The 17,048-nt window shown below is 39.2% G+C and carries 14 protein-coding genes; 10 read left to right on the top strand and 4 right to left on the bottom strand.

What is annotated here, in order from left to right; genetic code table 11:
- Positions 1-197: 197 nt before the first annotated feature.
- The gene (gene dnaJ / locus ACT3S9_RS18300; protein ID WP_441836340.1) at positions 198-1,340 is read left to right on the top strand and encodes a molecular chaperone DnaJ; all 1,143 of its coding nucleotides are present in this window, start codon (positions 198-200) and stop codon (positions 1,338-1,340) included.
- A 150-nt stretch (positions 1,341-1,490) separates the two neighbouring features.
- Here the strand turns inward: dnaJ and ACT3S9_RS18295 are convergent, their stop codons facing one another.
- Positions 1,491-1,727, bottom strand: coding sequence for a hypothetical protein (locus ACT3S9_RS18295; protein WP_444511401.1), 237 nt, complete (start codon positions 1,725-1,727; stop codon positions 1,491-1,493).
- On the opposite strand from ACT3S9_RS18295, the gene ACT3S9_RS18290 reads away from it, so the two are divergent.
- The 5 genes from ACT3S9_RS18290 (at position 1,726) to ACT3S9_RS18270 (ending at position 9,389) form a co-directional block, all read left to right on the top strand.
- Positions 1,726-1,959 (top strand): FeoA family protein, encoded by a 234-nt coding sequence (locus tag ACT3S9_RS18290; protein ID WP_192541244.1) that lies wholly within the window; start codon positions 1,726-1,728, stop codon positions 1,957-1,959. The two genes, ACT3S9_RS18295 and ACT3S9_RS18290, sit on opposite strands and share 2 nt — an antisense overlap.
- On the top strand, positions 1,956-4,277 hold the full coding sequence (gene feoB, locus ACT3S9_RS18285; protein WP_192541245.1) for a Fe(2+) transporter permease subunit FeoB: 2,322 nt from the start codon (positions 1,956-1,958) through the stop codon (positions 4,275-4,277). The genes ACT3S9_RS18290 and feoB overlap by 4 nt, the downstream gene beginning before the upstream one ends.
- A 783-nt stretch (positions 4,278-5,060) precedes the next feature.
- The gene (gene ltrA, locus ACT3S9_RS18280; RefSeq protein ID WP_086960535.1) at positions 5,061-6,335 is read left to right on the top strand and encodes a group II intron reverse transcriptase/maturase; all 1,275 of its coding nucleotides are present in this window, start codon (positions 5,061-5,063) and stop codon (positions 6,333-6,335) included.
- 135 nt (positions 6,336-6,470) lie between these two features.
- The gene (ybaK, locus tag ACT3S9_RS18275) at positions 6,471-6,932 is read left to right on the top strand and encodes a Cys-tRNA(Pro) deacylase (protein ID WP_192541246.1); all 462 of its coding nucleotides are present in this window, start codon (positions 6,471-6,473) and stop codon (positions 6,930-6,932) included.
- Positions 6,933-7,133: 201 nt separating this feature from the next.
- Positions 7,134-9,389, top strand: a complete 2,256-nt coding sequence (locus ACT3S9_RS18270) for an acyl-CoA dehydrogenase (RefSeq protein ID WP_192541247.1) — start codon at positions 7,134-7,136, stop codon at positions 9,387-9,389.
- Between the two features lie 178 nt (positions 9,390-9,567).
- Here ACT3S9_RS18270 and ACT3S9_RS18265 read toward each other — a convergent pair whose 3' ends face one another.
- Positions 9,568-10,731, bottom strand: coding sequence for a serine hydrolase domain-containing protein (locus ACT3S9_RS18265; RefSeq protein ID WP_192541248.1), 1,164 nt, complete (start codon positions 10,729-10,731; stop codon positions 9,568-9,570).
- 12 nt (positions 10,732-10,743) lie between these two features.
- A complete protein-coding gene (locus ACT3S9_RS18260) occupies positions 10,744-12,816 on the bottom strand; it encodes a TonB-dependent receptor (protein WP_192541249.1) in 2,073 nt (690 codons plus the stop codon).
- A gap of 119 nt (positions 12,817-12,935) precedes the next feature.
- On the opposite strand from ACT3S9_RS18260, the gene ACT3S9_RS18255 reads away from it, so the two are divergent.
- Positions 12,936-13,925 (top strand): helix-turn-helix domain-containing protein, encoded by a 990-nt coding sequence (locus tag ACT3S9_RS18255; RefSeq protein ID WP_192541250.1) that lies wholly within the window; start codon positions 12,936-12,938, stop codon positions 13,923-13,925.
- 45 nt (positions 13,926-13,970) lie between these two features.
- Here ACT3S9_RS18255 and ACT3S9_RS18250 read toward each other — a convergent pair whose 3' ends face one another.
- Positions 13,971-14,216 carry a hypothetical protein gene (locus tag ACT3S9_RS18250; protein WP_318782647.1) on the bottom strand — a complete coding sequence of 82 codons (246 nt, stop codon included), beginning with the start codon at positions 14,214-14,216 and terminating at the stop codon, positions 13,971-13,973.
- A 20-nt stretch (positions 14,217-14,236) separates the two neighbouring features.
- On the opposite strand from ACT3S9_RS18250, the gene ACT3S9_RS18245 reads away from it, so the two are divergent.
- The 3 genes from ACT3S9_RS18245 to ACT3S9_RS18235 all read left to right on the top strand — a co-directional run bounded on the left by ACT3S9_RS18245 (position 14,237) and on the right by ACT3S9_RS18235 (position 16,845).
- Complete coding sequence (locus tag ACT3S9_RS18245; RefSeq protein WP_192541254.1) at positions 14,237-15,229, top strand: PepSY-associated TM helix domain-containing protein; 993 nt, start codon at positions 14,237-14,239, stop codon at positions 15,227-15,229.
- 213 nt (positions 15,230-15,442) lie between these two features.
- Complete coding sequence (locus tag ACT3S9_RS18240) at positions 15,443-15,781, top strand: TonB-dependent receptor plug domain-containing protein (protein WP_441830533.1); 339 nt, start codon at positions 15,443-15,445, stop codon at positions 15,779-15,781.
- Positions 15,782-15,870: 89 nt separating this feature from the next.
- On the top strand, positions 15,871-16,845 hold the full coding sequence (locus ACT3S9_RS18235; RefSeq protein ID WP_441835251.1) for a transposase: 975 nt from the start codon (positions 15,871-15,873) through the stop codon (positions 16,843-16,845).
- Positions 16,846-17,048: the final 203 nt, after the last annotated feature.

Raw genomic sequence — 17,048 nt, 5'->3', positions numbered from 1 at the left:
GCTTAAATTATGGTGCGAGCCACGGATTTAAGTTAGGATGAATGATTGAGGCGCGTAAGCTAATAGCTTGACGCGCCTTTTGCATGTATATAGATGGTAAATTGGTATAAGTCGATATCATTTATCGGTTTATCAAACAGCGATATGAATGAGTAAAATCAATCATGCTGTAGCAAGAAAAGAGTAGTGTGATAGATATGTCAAAAAGCGATTATTATGAAGTTCTCGGCGTAAGCAAAGATGCGAGTGAACGAGACATCAAAAAAGCGTATAAACGCTTAGCGATGAAATATCATCCAGACCGTACCGCGGGTGATAAAGATCTTGAAACAAAATTCAAGGAAGTAAAAGACGCATACGAAGTACTTACCGATCCGCAAAAACGCCAAATGTATGACCAATACGGCCATGCAGCATTTGATCAAAATGGCGGTGGCGGCCATGGTGGTTTTGGCGGCGGTGGCCAAGGTGACTTTGGTGACATCTTTGGTGACGTGTTCGGTGATATATTTGGCGGCGGTGGTGGTCGACGTCAGTCTCGACAACAACGTGGTGCTGATTTACGCTACAACATGGACTTAAGCTTAGAAGATGCTGTTCGTGGTAAAGAGACTGAAATTAAAGTACCTACTTGGGTTGGTTGTGAACCATGTGATGGTAGCGGTGCTAAAGCAGGCTCTAAACCTAAAACATGTACTACGTGTCACGGTGCTGGCCAAGTGCAAATGCGCCAAGGTTTTTTTGCTGTACAACAAACTTGTCCAACCTGTCAGGGGACCGGTCAAATTATCTCTGATCCATGTAATAATTGCCATGGTCAAGGGCGTGTTGAGAAAACTAAAATTCTATCGGTTAAAATTCCAGCTGGAGTTGATACTGGTGACCGTATTCGTTTATCGGGTGAAGGTGAAGCCGGTATGCATGGCGCACCGGCTGGAGATTTGTACGTGCAAGTCTCTGTGCGCGAGCATCGTATCTTTGAGCGAGATGGTAATAACTTATATTGTGAAGTACCGATTGGCTTTACTACCGCAGCGTTAGGGGGAGAAATTGAAGTACCAACCCTTGATGGCCGTGCTAAGTTAAAGATCCCAACTGAAAGTCAAACCGGTAAAATGTTCCGTATGCGTGGTAAAGGCGTTAAGTCTGTACGCAGTGGTGCCGTTGGTGATTTGATTTGTAAAGTGGTGATTGAAACACCGGTTAACTTAAATGAGCGCCAGCGTGAGCTACTTGAAGAGCTTGAAGTTAGCATGGGTAAGGATGGCTCTAAAAACCGTCCAAAAGAAAAAGGCTTTTTTGATGGTGTAAAAAAGTTCTTTGATGACCTAACTAAGTAACGTTTTAGTTATGTTCAAAAAATGGTGCCAATTGGCACCATTTTTTATATTTAGTGCTGTTTTAGTGATCAAAGAACAATGAGTATTGTCAGCTTTGTATGACACAAATATGCTCAAAGTTTCTGAATATACAGATTACTTCTGCTCAGGTTATTTAAAACCTGATACTAATCTTATTAAATGGCAGTGGTGCATTAGCTCAAATATTTCGCTAATTGTTAAACATTTATCAATTTGGCTCTGCGTAATTGTTAATATCAAAGCGAATACTGTGGCTTGGTTATTTTCTTTTACATACTTATCGATATGATAATTAGTCTCACTTGCATGATTGAATAATCGGCGTAAAATCAGTGCCATTGATGTATTTAATAAATGAGATGGCATGTTAACGCTCGACAAATTAGTAATTGGCCAACATGGCTCTGTGGTAAGTATTGATCCCGATGCGAGTTTGTTACGTCAAAAGTTACTTGCTATGGGTTTAACGCCGGGTGCCCCGGTACATGTATTACGCTTTTCTCCTTTTGGCGATCCTATGATTGTTAAAGTTCGTGGCACTGTCCTGAGTCTTCGCAAAGCTGAAGCAAAATCAATTAATTTGGAACTCGCAGTATGAATCCAAACATTGCCGTAATCGGCAACCCCAACTGTGGTAAAACAACACTCTTCAATGCTTTAACTGGTAGCAAACAAAAAGTAGGTAATTGGTCAGGTGTGACTATCGACAAAAAAATTGGTCAATTTAAAGTGGGCGATCAAAGTGTTGATTTAGTGGATTTACCAGGCACTTATTCTTTGGATGTTAATGCACAAACACCTTTAGATGAAAAAATTGCCCGTGATTATGCACTTAGTGGTGAATCACAACTGATCATTAATATTATTGACGCATCAAATCTAGAGCGTAACTTATATCTCACAGCGCAGTTACTGGAGATGAAAGTACCACTGGTAGTCGTATTAAACATGGTAGATGTGGCAAAGCGAAATGGTTTAACAACCGATCCTAAAGCACTTGAAAAACGCCTTGGATGCCCTGTAGTTGCACTCAGTGCGAATAATAAAAAAGACATTAGCGCCTTAAAAGATTGTATTGCGCAAGGCCTAAAATTTAAGAAAATATCATCACAGCAACCTAACTATGATAAAAAAATAACCCAAGCGGTAGATAACATCACTGCCAGCTTAGCAGAGCATAGCGAACCTTTAAATAACGTTGATAGTCAGTGGCTTGCACTGAGGTTACTAGAGCAAGACGAAAGCTGTTTTGGTTATGCTGATCAACATACGTTATTAGTGGCAAAAACAGAGTTTTCACAATTTGCGGATCAACATGAACTCGATGTATTGTTTGCAAATGGCCGTTATGAATTTGCCAACCAACTTGCCGAGTTGACTCAAAACAGCAAAGGGATCGCCAGTGAAACCATTAGCGATAAAATTGATGCTATAGTGATCAACCGCTTTTTAGGCATTCCAATTTTCCTTGGTATTATGTATTTAATGTTCACCATTGCGGTCAATGTTGGTGGTGCGTTTATAGATTTTTTTGATATCGGTGTAGGCGCCATTTTAGTTGACGGCTTTGGCCAGTTATTAACATCATTAGGCTCTCCTGATTGGCTACGCGCCTTACTTGCCGACGGTTTAGGCGGTGGTATTCAACTTGTAGCTACCTTTATTCCTGTTATTGGATTTTTATACTTCTGTTTAGCTTTTATTGAAGACTCAGGCTACATGGCGCGAGCAGCATTTATTATGGATAGGTTAATGCGCGCCATTGGCTTACCGGGTAAAGCGTTTGTGCCTTTAATTGTTGGTTTTGGTTGTAATGTACCGTCAGTAATGGCAACGCGCACCTTAGAAACTCATAAAGACCGTTTACTGACTATTGCTATGTCACCATTTATGTCATGTGGCGCACGTTTGAGCGTGTATGCGTTGTTTGTGGCGGCATTTTTTACAACCAATGGCCAAAACTTAGTATTCGCCTTGTATATCTTGGGTATCGTAATGGCGGTATTAACAGGCTTAGTGCTGAAAAATACTTTGTTTACACCTACTTTAACACCGTTTATTTTAGAGTTACCTGCTTATCATATGCCAACTGCAAAAGGTGTACTCTATAAAGCCTGGGAGCGATTAAAAAGCTTTTGTTTACGCGCGGGTAAAACAATTATTATGGTGTTTGTAATTTTAAAAATATTAAGCTCAATTGGTACCGATTTTACCTTTGGCAATGATAATACAGATAAATCAATGCTCAGCGAAATTTCTAAAATTGCAACGCCCGCTTTTTCGCCAATTGGGGTAGAGCAAGACAACTGGCCTGCAACCGTGGGTATCTTTACGGGTGTATTTGCTAAAGAAGCAGTGGTGGGTACATTAGACAGCTTATATTCAAATCTAGATGGTGCAACCTCTGCGAATAATGAGAAGGTTAATGTACTCAACAAAGTCGGTGAAGCATTTGCTAGTGTGCCTGCTAATCTAACCGATGTGTTTACTAATTTACTTGATCCCCTAGGTTTAAATGTTACTAATGTGAGTGACCAAACTAGTGCTGCGGCTGATCAAGAAGTCAATATTTCTACCTTTACTACCATGGAAAACCTATTTAGTAGTCAGTTGGCTGCCTTTAGTTATTTAGTCTTTGTTCTATTATACACACCGTGCGTGGCGGTAATGGGTGCAATGTACCGTGAAGCAGGGATGAAATGGATGCTATTCGTGGCTACGTGGTCAACAGGCCTTGCTTATATTACCGCTTCAGTGGTTTATCAAGTTGGTAACTTTAAGCAATCACCTATGTTCTCAGCATTTTGGCTACTTGGTTGTGCTGTGGTGGTTGCCTTAGCAATTAGCACAATGCGCATTTATGGCAAAAAAATGGCTGCAAAGAGTCGTTTGATCCCTGTTGTTAATATTATTTAGCGAATACCTTTAATTGTTAAAAAGAGTACTCTGGTACTCTTTTTTTTGTTTGCCCAGCGAAGCTGGCAAACCCGATAGGCTGAAAGATGCCTTATCACCCTGACTAAGGGGAAGATAATCTGAATGGCAAGGGCGTCACTGGCCAACGGTGGGGTCTGAAGGAAGCCATAAGAAGTTAGAGGTACACAACTAACCGTAACCTGTTTCGGCAGTATTGGTGGGTCAGCGTGCAAAATAGCGCAACGCCCTATACTTAGTCAGACCAATACTGTGCTTGAGGGTGGGATTTCTAACAGGGAGCCAGTGCAGTAACTGGGGAAGCCTGGCATCTAAACTTAATGAGAGTAAGTGGCCTAAATTCAAGGTGAAAGCCAAGATTTAGTGTCGGTGTGAGGTGGCAGATGAACCCGTAGTAGTGAGTAAGGCTAGGCCGATGAAAGCCAGTAATGGTGTGGAGGGGAAAACCAAGCCGACCATCAACATTATGTTTGATGGGGTCAACTTTAGCCAAAAGCTTTAATTGATTGCGAAGGGGGGAAGTATTCTTTAAGCGTATGAAAGACGGGAACTTTTGTTTATCGGCTCACAAGTATTTCGACGGAAATAGCCAAAATATGACGGCCAAACAGGAATGTAGACGCTGAGAATTGAAGGGCGAGCAATGGAGTAATGACTGACCACTTAGGCAGATTGCCAAAAAAGGCTAGCACACCTAATGTCATCATGAAGAATCAGCGATAAGTAGAGTGACACGAGCAGACATACCGCAAGCAAAGGCAGAAAATGACAGTTTACTACAGCTTGTACGGACAATTATTAGACATTAATAACCTGTACAAGGGATTCAAAAAAGTGAAAGCAGCTAAAGGAGCGGCCGGAATAGATAGGCAGACCGTAGGCGCATTCGCCCTGAATTTAGAAGCAAACTTAAAACAACTGCAACTTGAGCTGCAAACCAAGCAATATAGGGCACAACCTGTCAAACGGGTGGAAATACCCAAAGATGATGGCGGTGTCAGAATGCTAGGTATCCCCGCAGTTCGAGACCGAATAGTGCAACAAACACTATTGAACATACTCCAACCGATATTCGACATCGACTTTCACCCATCGAGTTATGGGTATAGGCCGAAACGAAGCTGTCATGACGCTATCAGTAAAGCAAGTGTATTTATCCGTAAATACCATCGCGACTGGGTCGTAGACATGGATTTGTCGAAGTGTTTTGACCTGCTTGATCATGCTTTGATAATTAGGAGTGTTAGACGCAAAGTGACGGACGGTAGTATTTTAAAACTGATTAATCAGTTCTTAAAAAGCGGAGTAATGATAGGTGAACACTGGGAGGCTAGTACGATAGGAAGCCCACAAGGTGGCGTAATTAGCCCGTTATTGGCCAATATCTACCTAGATGCTTTCGATCAAGAAATGAAAAAGCGTAATCACCGAATAGTGAGGTATGCAGATGATATCTTGATTTTGTGCAGCACAGAAAAAGCAGCGCAAGAAGCACTTAAGGCATCCACCCAGATACTAGAGCGAGACTTGAAATTAACCGTGAACCAAAATAAAACCCATATTGCTCATAGCAGCAAAGGAGTGAAGTTTTTGGGAGTAGAGATAGGTAGCCAGTGGACACGGATACAAGCATCAAAACTCATCGGGTTTAAACAAAAAGTGAAGCAATTAACAAAACGTAACGGCGGCATAAATTTAGCAGAAGTAATAAAACGGCTAAATCCAGTTGTGCGCGGTTTTGTAAATTATTTTAGTATAGCCAATTGTAAACGAGAGCTAAAAGCCTTGGCAGGTTGGATCAGACGAAGACTAAGGGCAATACAGCTGAGGTTGTGGAAGAAGCCATCAAGGCTACATCGACGACTAAAGCAGTTAGGAAAAAAGCCACCGTTTAAGTTCATTAAGATGAACTCGTGGCGTAACTCACTAAGCCCTTTATCTTGTGTATCGATGCCAAACCAATGGTTTGAGGAGCTTGGTTTATATCCAATAGAAAAAGTGAATACGGGATGGCTTGCTTTATCGGCGTTTAGGAAATAAGTTGATAAAATGTGAAGGGTACAGGAGCCGTATACGAGGTCCGTACGTACGGTTCTGTGAGAGGGATGAGGCATAAGCCTCACCCTACTCGATGCTAGTTTAAAACTGCTAATAATTAATTGGGGAGCGCTAAGTATGACACCGGCAACACAGCTTTTAAAAAAACATCAAGCGAGCTTTGAATTACTCAGCTATGAGCATGACGCCAATGCGAAAAGTTTTGGTTTAGAGGCTGTTGAGAAACTGGATTTGCCCGCAGAGCAAGTGTTTAAAACCTTAGTGCTTGAAACGAACGCGCAGCAGTTAATAGTGGCAGTCATTCCGGTGACAAGGCAAGTTAATATGAAGTTATTAGCAAAAGCGTGCGGCGCTAAGAAAGTACAAATGGCAGCAGCACAAAAAGTAGAAAATAGCACCGGTTATATTCTCGGTGGTGTGAGCCCGCTTGGACAAAAAAAGCGTCTAACGACTTATCTTCATAAAAGTGCGGCAGAATTTACGACAATTTACGTCAGTGCGGGCAAGCGTGGTCTCGAAATATCCTTGCGTCCTACGGATCTCGTTTCGTTGTGTAATGCTAAACTCGCTGAGTTTTAGGCGAAAAAATACCTCTTTAGATTAAATTTCATGCTTTATACGCTAATTCAGCGTACATATGTAATCTTTTTTATTCAATGGCTTAACTATCCCAACAAAAAGTAAATTGAAAAAATGTTAAAAAAACTGGTTGGACCAATTGATCTATTGTTCATTTTATGACGTAATGTAGGTATTATTGTCTGGTCGGATGAGTTGATTATGAGTTTACGTACAAAATTAAAAAAAGTTTTACCAAGTATTTCTATCACTGAACAAGAAGCCCTTGATGCGGGTGATGTGTGGTTAGAAGGCTCTATTTACCAAGGTAAGCCTGATTTCAACGCACTTCGCGCAGTCCCTGCTGCTGTATTAAGCGCAGATGAACAAGCATTTATCGACGGCCCATTACAAGAGCTATTGGGTATGATAGACGAAACTGAAATTCAAAACGGTATTCACTTACCTGAATACATTTTAGATTTTCTGAAAAAAGAACGTTTTTTTTCATTGATTATCCCTAAATCGTTTGGTGGTCTAGAATTTAGCCCATATGCAAATTCAACTATTGTTGGCACAATCGCAACTAAAAGTTCTGCGGTTGCGGTAACTGTAATGGTGCCTAACTCATTAGGTCCGGGTGAGTTACTACTGCACTTTGGTACTAAAGAGCAGCAAGCACATTATTTACCACGCCTAGCCAATGGCCGTGACATTCCATGTTTTGCACTCACTAGCCCAGAAGCAGGCTCTGATGCAGGTGGCATTCCAGATTTAGGCACAGTGACTAAAGGCATGTACAACGGCGAAGAAGTACTTGGTCTTGAGATCACTTGGGACAAGCGTTATATCACCCTTGCGCCAATTGCCACCGTGCTTGGTTTAGCATTTAAAGTGGTGGATCCAAATGGCTTGCTAGGTGGTAAAGAAAACCTCGGTATTACGTGTGCACTTATTCCAAAAGAGCACCCAGGTGTTGAACTTGGTAATCGCCATGATCCAATGGGTATTCGTTTTTACAACGGTACTACGCGTGGCAACAAAGTATTTGTACCAATGGACTTCATTATTGGTGGTCAAAAGAACATCGGTCGTGGCTGGCAAATGCTGGTTAGCTGTTTAGGCGCTGGCCGTGGTATTTCATTACCTGCATTAGGTGTTAGTTCATCGCAAGTGGCATTTAAAAGCGCTGCTGAATATGCAGCAGTTCGTGAACAATTTGGTTTGGCTATAGGTCAGTTTGAAGGTATTCAAGAAAAACTCGCTGATATTGCAGGTAAAACATACCTACAAGAAGCAATGCGTGTACTTACAACCGAAGGTTTAGGCATGGGCTTAAAGCCATCGGTTGTGACTGCAATTGCAAAATATCACATGACTGAAATTGGTCGCGACGTGCTTGACTCAGCAATGGATATTCAAGCTGGTAAAGCAATTCAGAACGGCCCGCAAAATACGTTAGCAAGCGGCTATGTTGCACAGCCAATTGCCATCACCGTTGAAGGTGCCAACATTCTTACACGTAACTTGATGATCTTTGGCCAAGGTGTAATGCGTTGTCACCCGTATTTACAATCGATGGTTGAATCTATCCATAGTGAAGATAAAAATGCGGATAAAGAATTTAACCGTATTTTACGCAAAACAGTCGGTTATAGCGTAGCAAATAGCTTACGCGCATTTCGCTTAGGCGTTCTACCATTTACCGCAGGCGCAGAATCATCATTTCCAGAAGTACGCGAGTATGAAAAAGCAGCACACAAACTATCTGCAAAATTAGCAGTATACGCTGACTTCTCTTTACTGGTACTAGGCGGCAAACTTAAGCAAGCAGAAATGCTATCAGCCCGTTTAGGCGATGTAATGAGCTTTTTATATGCTGCTATGGCATCAATTAAATATTATGAGCAAAAAGTGGCAAGCAGTGAACGCGAGCAAGCCGCGCCGTATTTCCATTACGCAACCCGTTTTGCACTTCAAAGCGCTGAAGAAGCATTACATAAGTTTTTAGATAATTTCCCAGCTAGTGGCACACGTAAGTTTATGCGTTTTATTACTATGAACTACTCAACTAAAATGCCAAAAATTAGCGATGACTTAATTCGCGAATTAGCTACACAAGCGCAACTTGATACGGCATTTAAAAAGCAAATTACCCATTTAGTTAAACCTATTGAGGGGGATGGCCATTACATTAACGAACAAGCATATAAAGCAAAAATGGAGTGTTTAGATTTACTTGCGAAGGTTAAAAAAGCCTTGCGTAGTAAAGCTATCAAACCAGGTGTACGTTTTGCTACTACGCTAGATAATGCTTTGGTTGGTAATATTATTACCGAAAAAGAGTACGCAAAACTAATTGATTACAACATCAAACGTGAACGCGCTATTCGTGTAGATGAGTTTGATTTTGATATGAACTTACTTGACGAAAACGCACAGCCAGTGAATCCACTGAAGAGTGTTGTTAATCAGTAATATTTAACTTAATTCAACAATGTAAGCGCCCAGCAGTTCGGGCGCTTTTTTCTTGTCAATAAAAGGCGTGTATCACTTACTTTTGGAAAGCTCGTGACGATTAACAGTTTGTATAGCAACCGATGTATTTTTGGTTTACCTAGGAATTTCGTGCCCTAATAATGCTACGCGTTTGAACTTATAGGCACTCATAACATGCTTTTATGAGATGCTGCATACGTTTGCCACAAATGCTTCTATCATGCTTATCTGGTCGATGAAAACTTTCAGTAACATAAGCAAACGAAAGTTTGTTGTCGGGATCTGAAAAACCAACAGATCCGCCCATCCCCATATGGCCAAAATTGTTTTTATTTGGACCAAATGAGCAAAACTCAGGTGAATTAAGCATAAAGCCAGCCGCCATCCTCCAATGAGTTTTTGATGCTTTTTCAATACCAGAAAAAATGCATTCTTTAAGCGTATTAACCTGGCACTTAGGTAGCAAGGTTTGGTTTTTTAATTGTCCATCATTGGCCAAAAAGGCATAAAGTTTCGCCATCCCTTGAGCCGTAGAGTAACCATTTACTGCTGGGATGCTAGACGTAGCCCAAGCATGTGAGTTGGGGTGGTAATCTTTATTACAGGGGCGGAAAAATTGGCATTGCCAAAATGGCAGTTTGGGCAACCACTTACTAAAAAAAGTTAATTTCGAAGGAGTAAAGTCAGGGTAATCCCGTATAGTTCTGTATATTATCCCTTGGCGTTGAGCTAAACCTGATTCTATACCAAATGGTTCTGCAATGTTTTCATAAAAAAACTGTGATGGTGATATACCGCTTACTCTATAAACCAACTCTCCTAATATATGGCCATAGGTTAAGGCATGGTAGGCAATTTCTTGCCCAGGCTTAAAAATAGACTGCGCGTTTTGTATGTTTTTTATGCTTTGTTGCCAATTGAATATATCCCCATCTTTACCATTAAAATGACACGGTAAACCTGCTGTGTGCGCTAATACCATTTTAATGGTGATAGTTTCCTTACTATTTTTAGCAAATTCAGGCCAATATTGGGAAACAGGCGCATCAATATCTAGTTGTTTACGCGCAGCAAGAATATGAATACACGTTGCTAGAAAAGCTTTTGAACATGACATAATAGGTACGTAATCATTTTTGTTCCAGTCAGGAGAGTTCATTTGTTTGGCATTTGCGTATAGGTGAGCAACTTTGTTTCCTCTATGATAAACACAAACAGCTGCTCCAGTCTCATTCAGTTGATTGAAAATATCTAAAAAAGCACTTTTTAAAGAGTTAAACTGTGGCGAAGTAAAACCTTGTAAGTTAATAGTATTACCCATGAGTAACTCCATTTAAAATTGGAAGCTAAGTGTTAGACCGAGCTGCTTAGGTTTAATATAGCTGGCGAGCTGTCCACCAGGCATACTGATCATGAATTGTTGAGCACGTTTATCAGTAATATTTTTACCCCATAATGAAAGCTTCCAATTCTGCTCATAACTAAATGTCAGGTTGGCATCATATTGATTATAACTGGGTTGGTGATAATTCCCGGCAAAATCTAGTGGCATTTCCCCTACATGTAACCATACAAAGGAAATATCAAATAGCATTGAATCAGATATCACCTGTGTAAAATTAAGGGTGTTGTTTATATTTTGAGTTGGGGTATAAGGTACAGAGTCGTTTACTTGAATACCAGTTTTATTGGAACCGCAAGCATCGCAATCTTGTATGTGTGCATTATGCTTACCCGCGGTAATTTGCCAAGTTAATTGCTCTGTTAAATTACTAAACCAAATAAAATCAAATCCTTGGCTTTGAACTTTATCGACTTCTATGACTTCACTAATACCATAAGGTGAAAGTTCAAAATGTTGGTAGCCATCTACGGTTGTATTAAACCAGGTGATTTCAAAATGTGAATTTAATGAATGTAAGTCTGCTTTATAACCAAACTCGTAATTTGAACTTAACTCTGGTTGGTAGTTAGTTCCAGTGCCGGTACGAGATAATGTCGTTACATCGATGCTTTCATTAAGCCAGCTACTACCCGCGCTTAAATATCCTTCACCATAACTAAAATAGATATGTTGATGATCAGTGAGTTGGTAATTAAGCGCGGCTTTAGATAAAAAACGAGAGTCTGATTGACTGTGTAAACCTTGAGTTTTGACACTGGGAGTGGCTATCGCAGGGTTTTCATATTCGGTTATGGCAGTAATATCCTCTTTAAAGTAACGTGTACCAAATTGTAGAACAGTATGATCGAATAACTGCCAGTTAACATCAAAGTAGGCTAGTGATGTCGTTCTTTCAATATCCGCCAACACAGATGTTATTAGTAAAGGGTATTTATTTTGTCCTTTTTGAATATTATTATTAAAACTTAACCCAAAAATCCAATTTTGTTTTTCAGAGAGTATACTTGCAGTTATCTCTTGATAAGCATCTTTTTCATTTATGTTTGTTAAATATTTTCCGTATGGTAACGATGAAAAATCAGCATCAAATTGCGCAGCTGATTCTGTTTGCGTGTAACTGGATATGCTTTTTACAGAATAGTTATCTTGTTCCCAGCCAATTGTTAAAGCCCATTGTTTTTGTTGTTGTTCGAAGCTGTTTTCTTCATCTAGCTCAATAGTCAGATCACTACCATCTTTTAAAGGGCGCTCACTACTAATGTACGGGGCTAAGCCATTATTCTTTTCTAGTTGTGAATAAATCAGCGAAGCAGATAGTTCATCATTAATAAAATTTAGTTTTGCATAAGCTTCATATTCGTCGATTGGATCAACATAGTTATCTAATAATGAGTTATAGACAGTGCCTTCTTGTTGTGTAGCAACCCCACCAAAACTGACAGATAGATATTTATCAGATATTAAAGTATCGAGATTAAATTTAAGCTGTTTATGATCTAACTCTGCTTGACTAAGTGATATATTTAATTGCGTGTCGTCAATAAGTTGTTTAGTGTTTATGAGTATGATGCCATCACGGGTGTTTTTGCCAAAATAATTACCTTGAGGGCCTTTTATAAATTCAACAGTATCAATGTTATATAGAGGAATGTTTAGTCCATATAAGCTCGAATGTGGCACGCCATCAATGTAAACATTTAACGTTGGTTGTTCGTAATTTCTAGGTAAACCTCTTACTTGAAAATAACTGTAGTCACCTGTTAATGCTTGCATATTAAAATTAGGCACTAGCTTTATTAACTCGTCAAGAGAGTCTACATTTAGTTTTGATATGTCATCAGCGTTGAATACATGTACATTTGAAGAAACATCCAATGAACCTTTAACTATTCTTTCTGCACGAACTTCGATCTTTTCAATGGTTTTTCCTTGGGCAAAATTACCAATAACTAGTGTACAAAATGTAAACTTTACGAACGCTTGCATGGGGAGTTTATACATAACTATCCTTATAATTTAAATACCCACATATTAAATACGAATACTTATTGTTTTCATATGTCAGCTAGATCTAAAATGGGACTTTTGTTATCAAAATATGGATTTTAAGCAGGGTTTAAATGCAATATACACAGATTGACATAAATGAATTGCTCAGTAGCTTTGAACCAGTACAAATCGCTGAGCAGCAATTAACTAATGAAAGTGACTACCAATTCCCTCTAGCAGCTTCTTTAGGGGAAGGGGTCAGCTATGGTTTTGATTTTGGTGAAGGTAATACACTACAAATTGGCAGTTTTAATTTTCTAAAGGCAACACATTTTAGTAATGGCAAGGGACCACTATGCGGTGCTATATTTATACTTGAAGGGGAAATAGAAATAGAAATTACGGGTTATAAAAAAGTAAAGCTCATACAAAACCAAGCATGCTTATTTTTTTTGAATGAAACTACCTGCCATTGCTACTATCCAAAGGGGAAAGTTAAACTGATTAATTACTCACTTAACTTTACTGTTATGATGGAGCTTGCAAATCAGTATGAAAATGAGCTTTTTCCAAGTAAGCTTATCAGTAAACCTAAGAATGCTAGTAATTGTTTGATACCTATATCAATTACACCATCAATGTCTGCCAATTTAACTCAAATCTACCAATGCCAGTTGCCAAAAGCCTCTAGGCATCTGTTAATAAATGCGAAAATGCTGGAGTTGATTACGTTACTGTTCTCGAGTATCGATCAATTAACAAAGCAGTGGCCAGATATAAAAAAAGCAGATCTGAATGCTATTTTTTTAAGCGCCAATATATTGAACAAGAGTTTAGCCAATGCGCCGACAATCATTGAGTTATCAAGAATAGTAGGCATTAATGATAATAAGTTAAAGCGCTTATTTAAACGTGTTTATGGAAAAACAATATATAGTTATTTACAAGAGCAGAGATTGAATAAGGCACATCAACTTCTTGGTTCTGCAGATATTACGGTTGGAGATGTTGCTGATAAAGTAGGAATTAAACATAAAGGAAGTTTTGCAAAACAATTCAAAGAGAAATTTGGTGTGAATCCCAGTACTATTAAAATAGATTATAACGGTACTAGTAGCTAGAGTTAGTCACTGCACAATTTATATTATGCAGTGTTTAAAGTAACTTTAAGCTACATGCTCTTTTTGTTCAGAGTCAACTAGCTCATCATTTTGTGATATTTGCGTGGTACTGTCAGCGGCAGTAGGTGTGATTTTGGGTAATGGATTACGCGAGCCAACGGCCTCACTAATTGAGTTGAATCCATCTGCTTTTAACAAGGATACTAAGCCACGATTGATCTCATTAATATTTTGCGGGCCATCGAAAATTAGGGTTGAAATCATGTGTAGAAGACTCGCACCTGAAGTGATTTTCTCGTAAGCATCATGGGCTGTGGTTAGACACCCACAACTTAGTTGGTGTTATCAGTTTACCTTTTCATTTCATAATCGCATGGAGTGTCATTGTATTTGCATTTCATGATGTGTTGTACGATGGGCTAAGCCTTGTGTATAGCGACCAACCTATGTTTAATCGTGGTGCAAACTCTGCAGTAGAATACAAGCTAGATCAACTGCCTTCTGTCCAGTCACACCTTAATAAAATAGAGCAACTGGCTGATGGTTATCGGGTTGAATCCATTGAATATTCAGGCTTAACATCTTCACGTCCTTCATTGGGTGTAACCCTAATGAACGAACATACCATGATGCGTAATAATTCAGGTGATTATATATACATGAACCCCTATACATTTGAAGTAAGGGCCAGCAGCTTAGCAATGAACGACGAGCAGTATTATGTGCCTTATGTTGCTAGTTTTTTCTCCTTGCATTTTGGCGGCATTGGAGGCGATTTAGGTCGCTGGATTTATTTTATAATGGGTTTGTTAGGAGCGTTTTTATTTTATAGTGGTAATTTACTCTGGCTAGAAAAAAGAAGACAGAAACAAGGAGAGCAAACTAAAGCAAATAAATTCATGGCAAACCTAACTGTTGGAGTCTGTTTAGGGTCTATCTTTGGTGTTGTGGTGGCTATTTTATCCAGTAAATGGCTATATCTTATTAATATATCAATTAACGAGAGTTACCTGACGTGTTATTACATCGTTTTTTTTGGTTCGCTAATTTATAGTTTTGTGCGAGGTGCAGCTAAAAGTGCCATTGACTTACAAAAAGCATTATTTGCAGCTTGTATATGTATTCCTGTCACATCTTTACTGTTGTTAGTAATACCGAACGAACAAGATTGGGCTTACCGTCACTTTAGCAATTTTAGCTTAGACATTGTTGCATTTATATTTGCAATGATTTTTTTATTCGGCGCAGTTAAAACTAAACACCGTGCTTATTTTGGGGAGCGAAATAGTATCTGGGCATTATAAGTCAGTTATAGCATACGCAAAATAATTGTTGCAATCTCAACTTTTATAGGGGGTTATGTTAAATAACCCCTTCTTCGGGCATTTGTTATGAGACTACTTAAGCTATTTTTAAATATAGCTATTAAAACAATAGGTTGTGGCGATTTGTAGTTGCACTTAAAGAAGTGAAGTGTTAATCTAAGTGCAAATTGTTTTTATTTAACTTGAGAGTCCATGTTTAATCCAACCATTTCAAGCATATCTATTGCGATTACATTAGCAATATCAAATGTAACGTATGCAAGTGAGCAAGACGCAGAAGAAGCAAATATCGAAAAAATTTCGGTGTTAGGGCAACGATTAGAATACAACACCAGCGCTACAGGCTTAATGCTTTCAGTGCAACAAACTCCTCAGTCTATCTCTGTAATTGATGCGCAAGCAATTCAAGACTTTGCACTAGATAATGTTGCAGATGTCGTGGGAATGGCTGCGGGGATCAATGTTCAAAAAGCAGAAACCAGCCGTTTTTTCTTTAGCGCACGTGGTAATCCCGTTACCAATTTTCAGTAACGAATAAACAAGACACCCATCATAAATTTTGCACTTTTCGAAGTTAATGGCTAGCCTTTGTTTAGTGCAAAAAATAAGCAGGGTGTCTTATGGCAATCGCAAGAAAGCGTCAAGTAAGTTTGGTTGATACAAAGTATTATCACTGTATTTCACGTTGCGTGCGTCGTGCTTTTTTGTGTGGTGAAGACCACTTTACAGGTCAATCTTATGAGCACCGACGAGGCTGGGTTGAAGATAGGTTGCTCGCATTAGCAAAAATATTTTGTATTGATGTATGTGCTTATGCTGTAATGAGTAATCATACCCATTTAGTACTCTATGTTGATGATAAAAAAGCAAATAGGCTAAATGATAAAGCGATTATTATCCGTTGGCATAAACTCTGTAAAGGCACCGTATTTACGCAAAAATACATACAGGGTGAAAAGCTAAGTAAAGTTGAACTTATCTTTTTTAATCAAACAGTAAAGCAATACCGAGAGCGCCTATCAAGTATCAGCTGGTTTATGCGGCTATTAAATGAAGACATTGCCCGCAAAGCAAATAAAGAAGATAACTGTACAGGACGCTTCTGGGAAGGACGATTTAAGTCTCAAGCGCTTTTGGATGAAGCCGCACTTGCAGCCTGCATGGCGTATGTAGATTTAAATCCCATTAGAGCTAAAATAGCTAAAACGCCTGAGGGATCAGACCATACCAGCATCAAACAACGCTTAACACACGCAAAAAAAGGCAAGCAACCAAAACAATTACTGCGCTTTGCAGGCATGCCACGTCAGATAATGCCAAAAGGATTACCGTTTGAGCTTAGCACGTACCTTGAACTTGTTGAATTAACAGGACGTTGTATACGAGAAGACAAGCGCGGGTATATTGAAAGTACGCACTTGCCTTTACTAGAAAGGGTGAATATATCTCCAGAAAACTGGTTAAAACTTACCACACAATTTACACGCATGTTTCATGGTGCAGTAGGCAGGCCGAACTCACAAGCAAGTTACTGTGAAAACTTAAACCTAAAACGGCGAGCGAATATCAGTAACTGCGAAAAGCTACTGGCATAAAATTTAAACTACTCAGTAAACATTAAAACTGCATAATGCCGCTATTTTCATGGCTGTTATTTGAGTTTTATTATGAAATGCCTTTTTAAAACTTAATTTAGCTTTACAGTATTAAGAAAGGATATGTTCAAGGGCTAAATTTAATTTTATGTAATACAAGCCCGATAGATAAATTAAAATGGGTGTCATTAAAAAAAGAAAGG

It is taken from the genome of Pseudoalteromonas sp. AOP31-A2-14 (genome assembly GCF_052378035.1).
GTDB lineage: Bacteria > Pseudomonadota > Gammaproteobacteria > Enterobacterales > Alteromonadaceae > Pseudoalteromonas.
The sequence above is the reverse complement of the archived record's forward strand: the minus strand, read 5'-3'. Positions and strand labels throughout refer to the sequence as shown.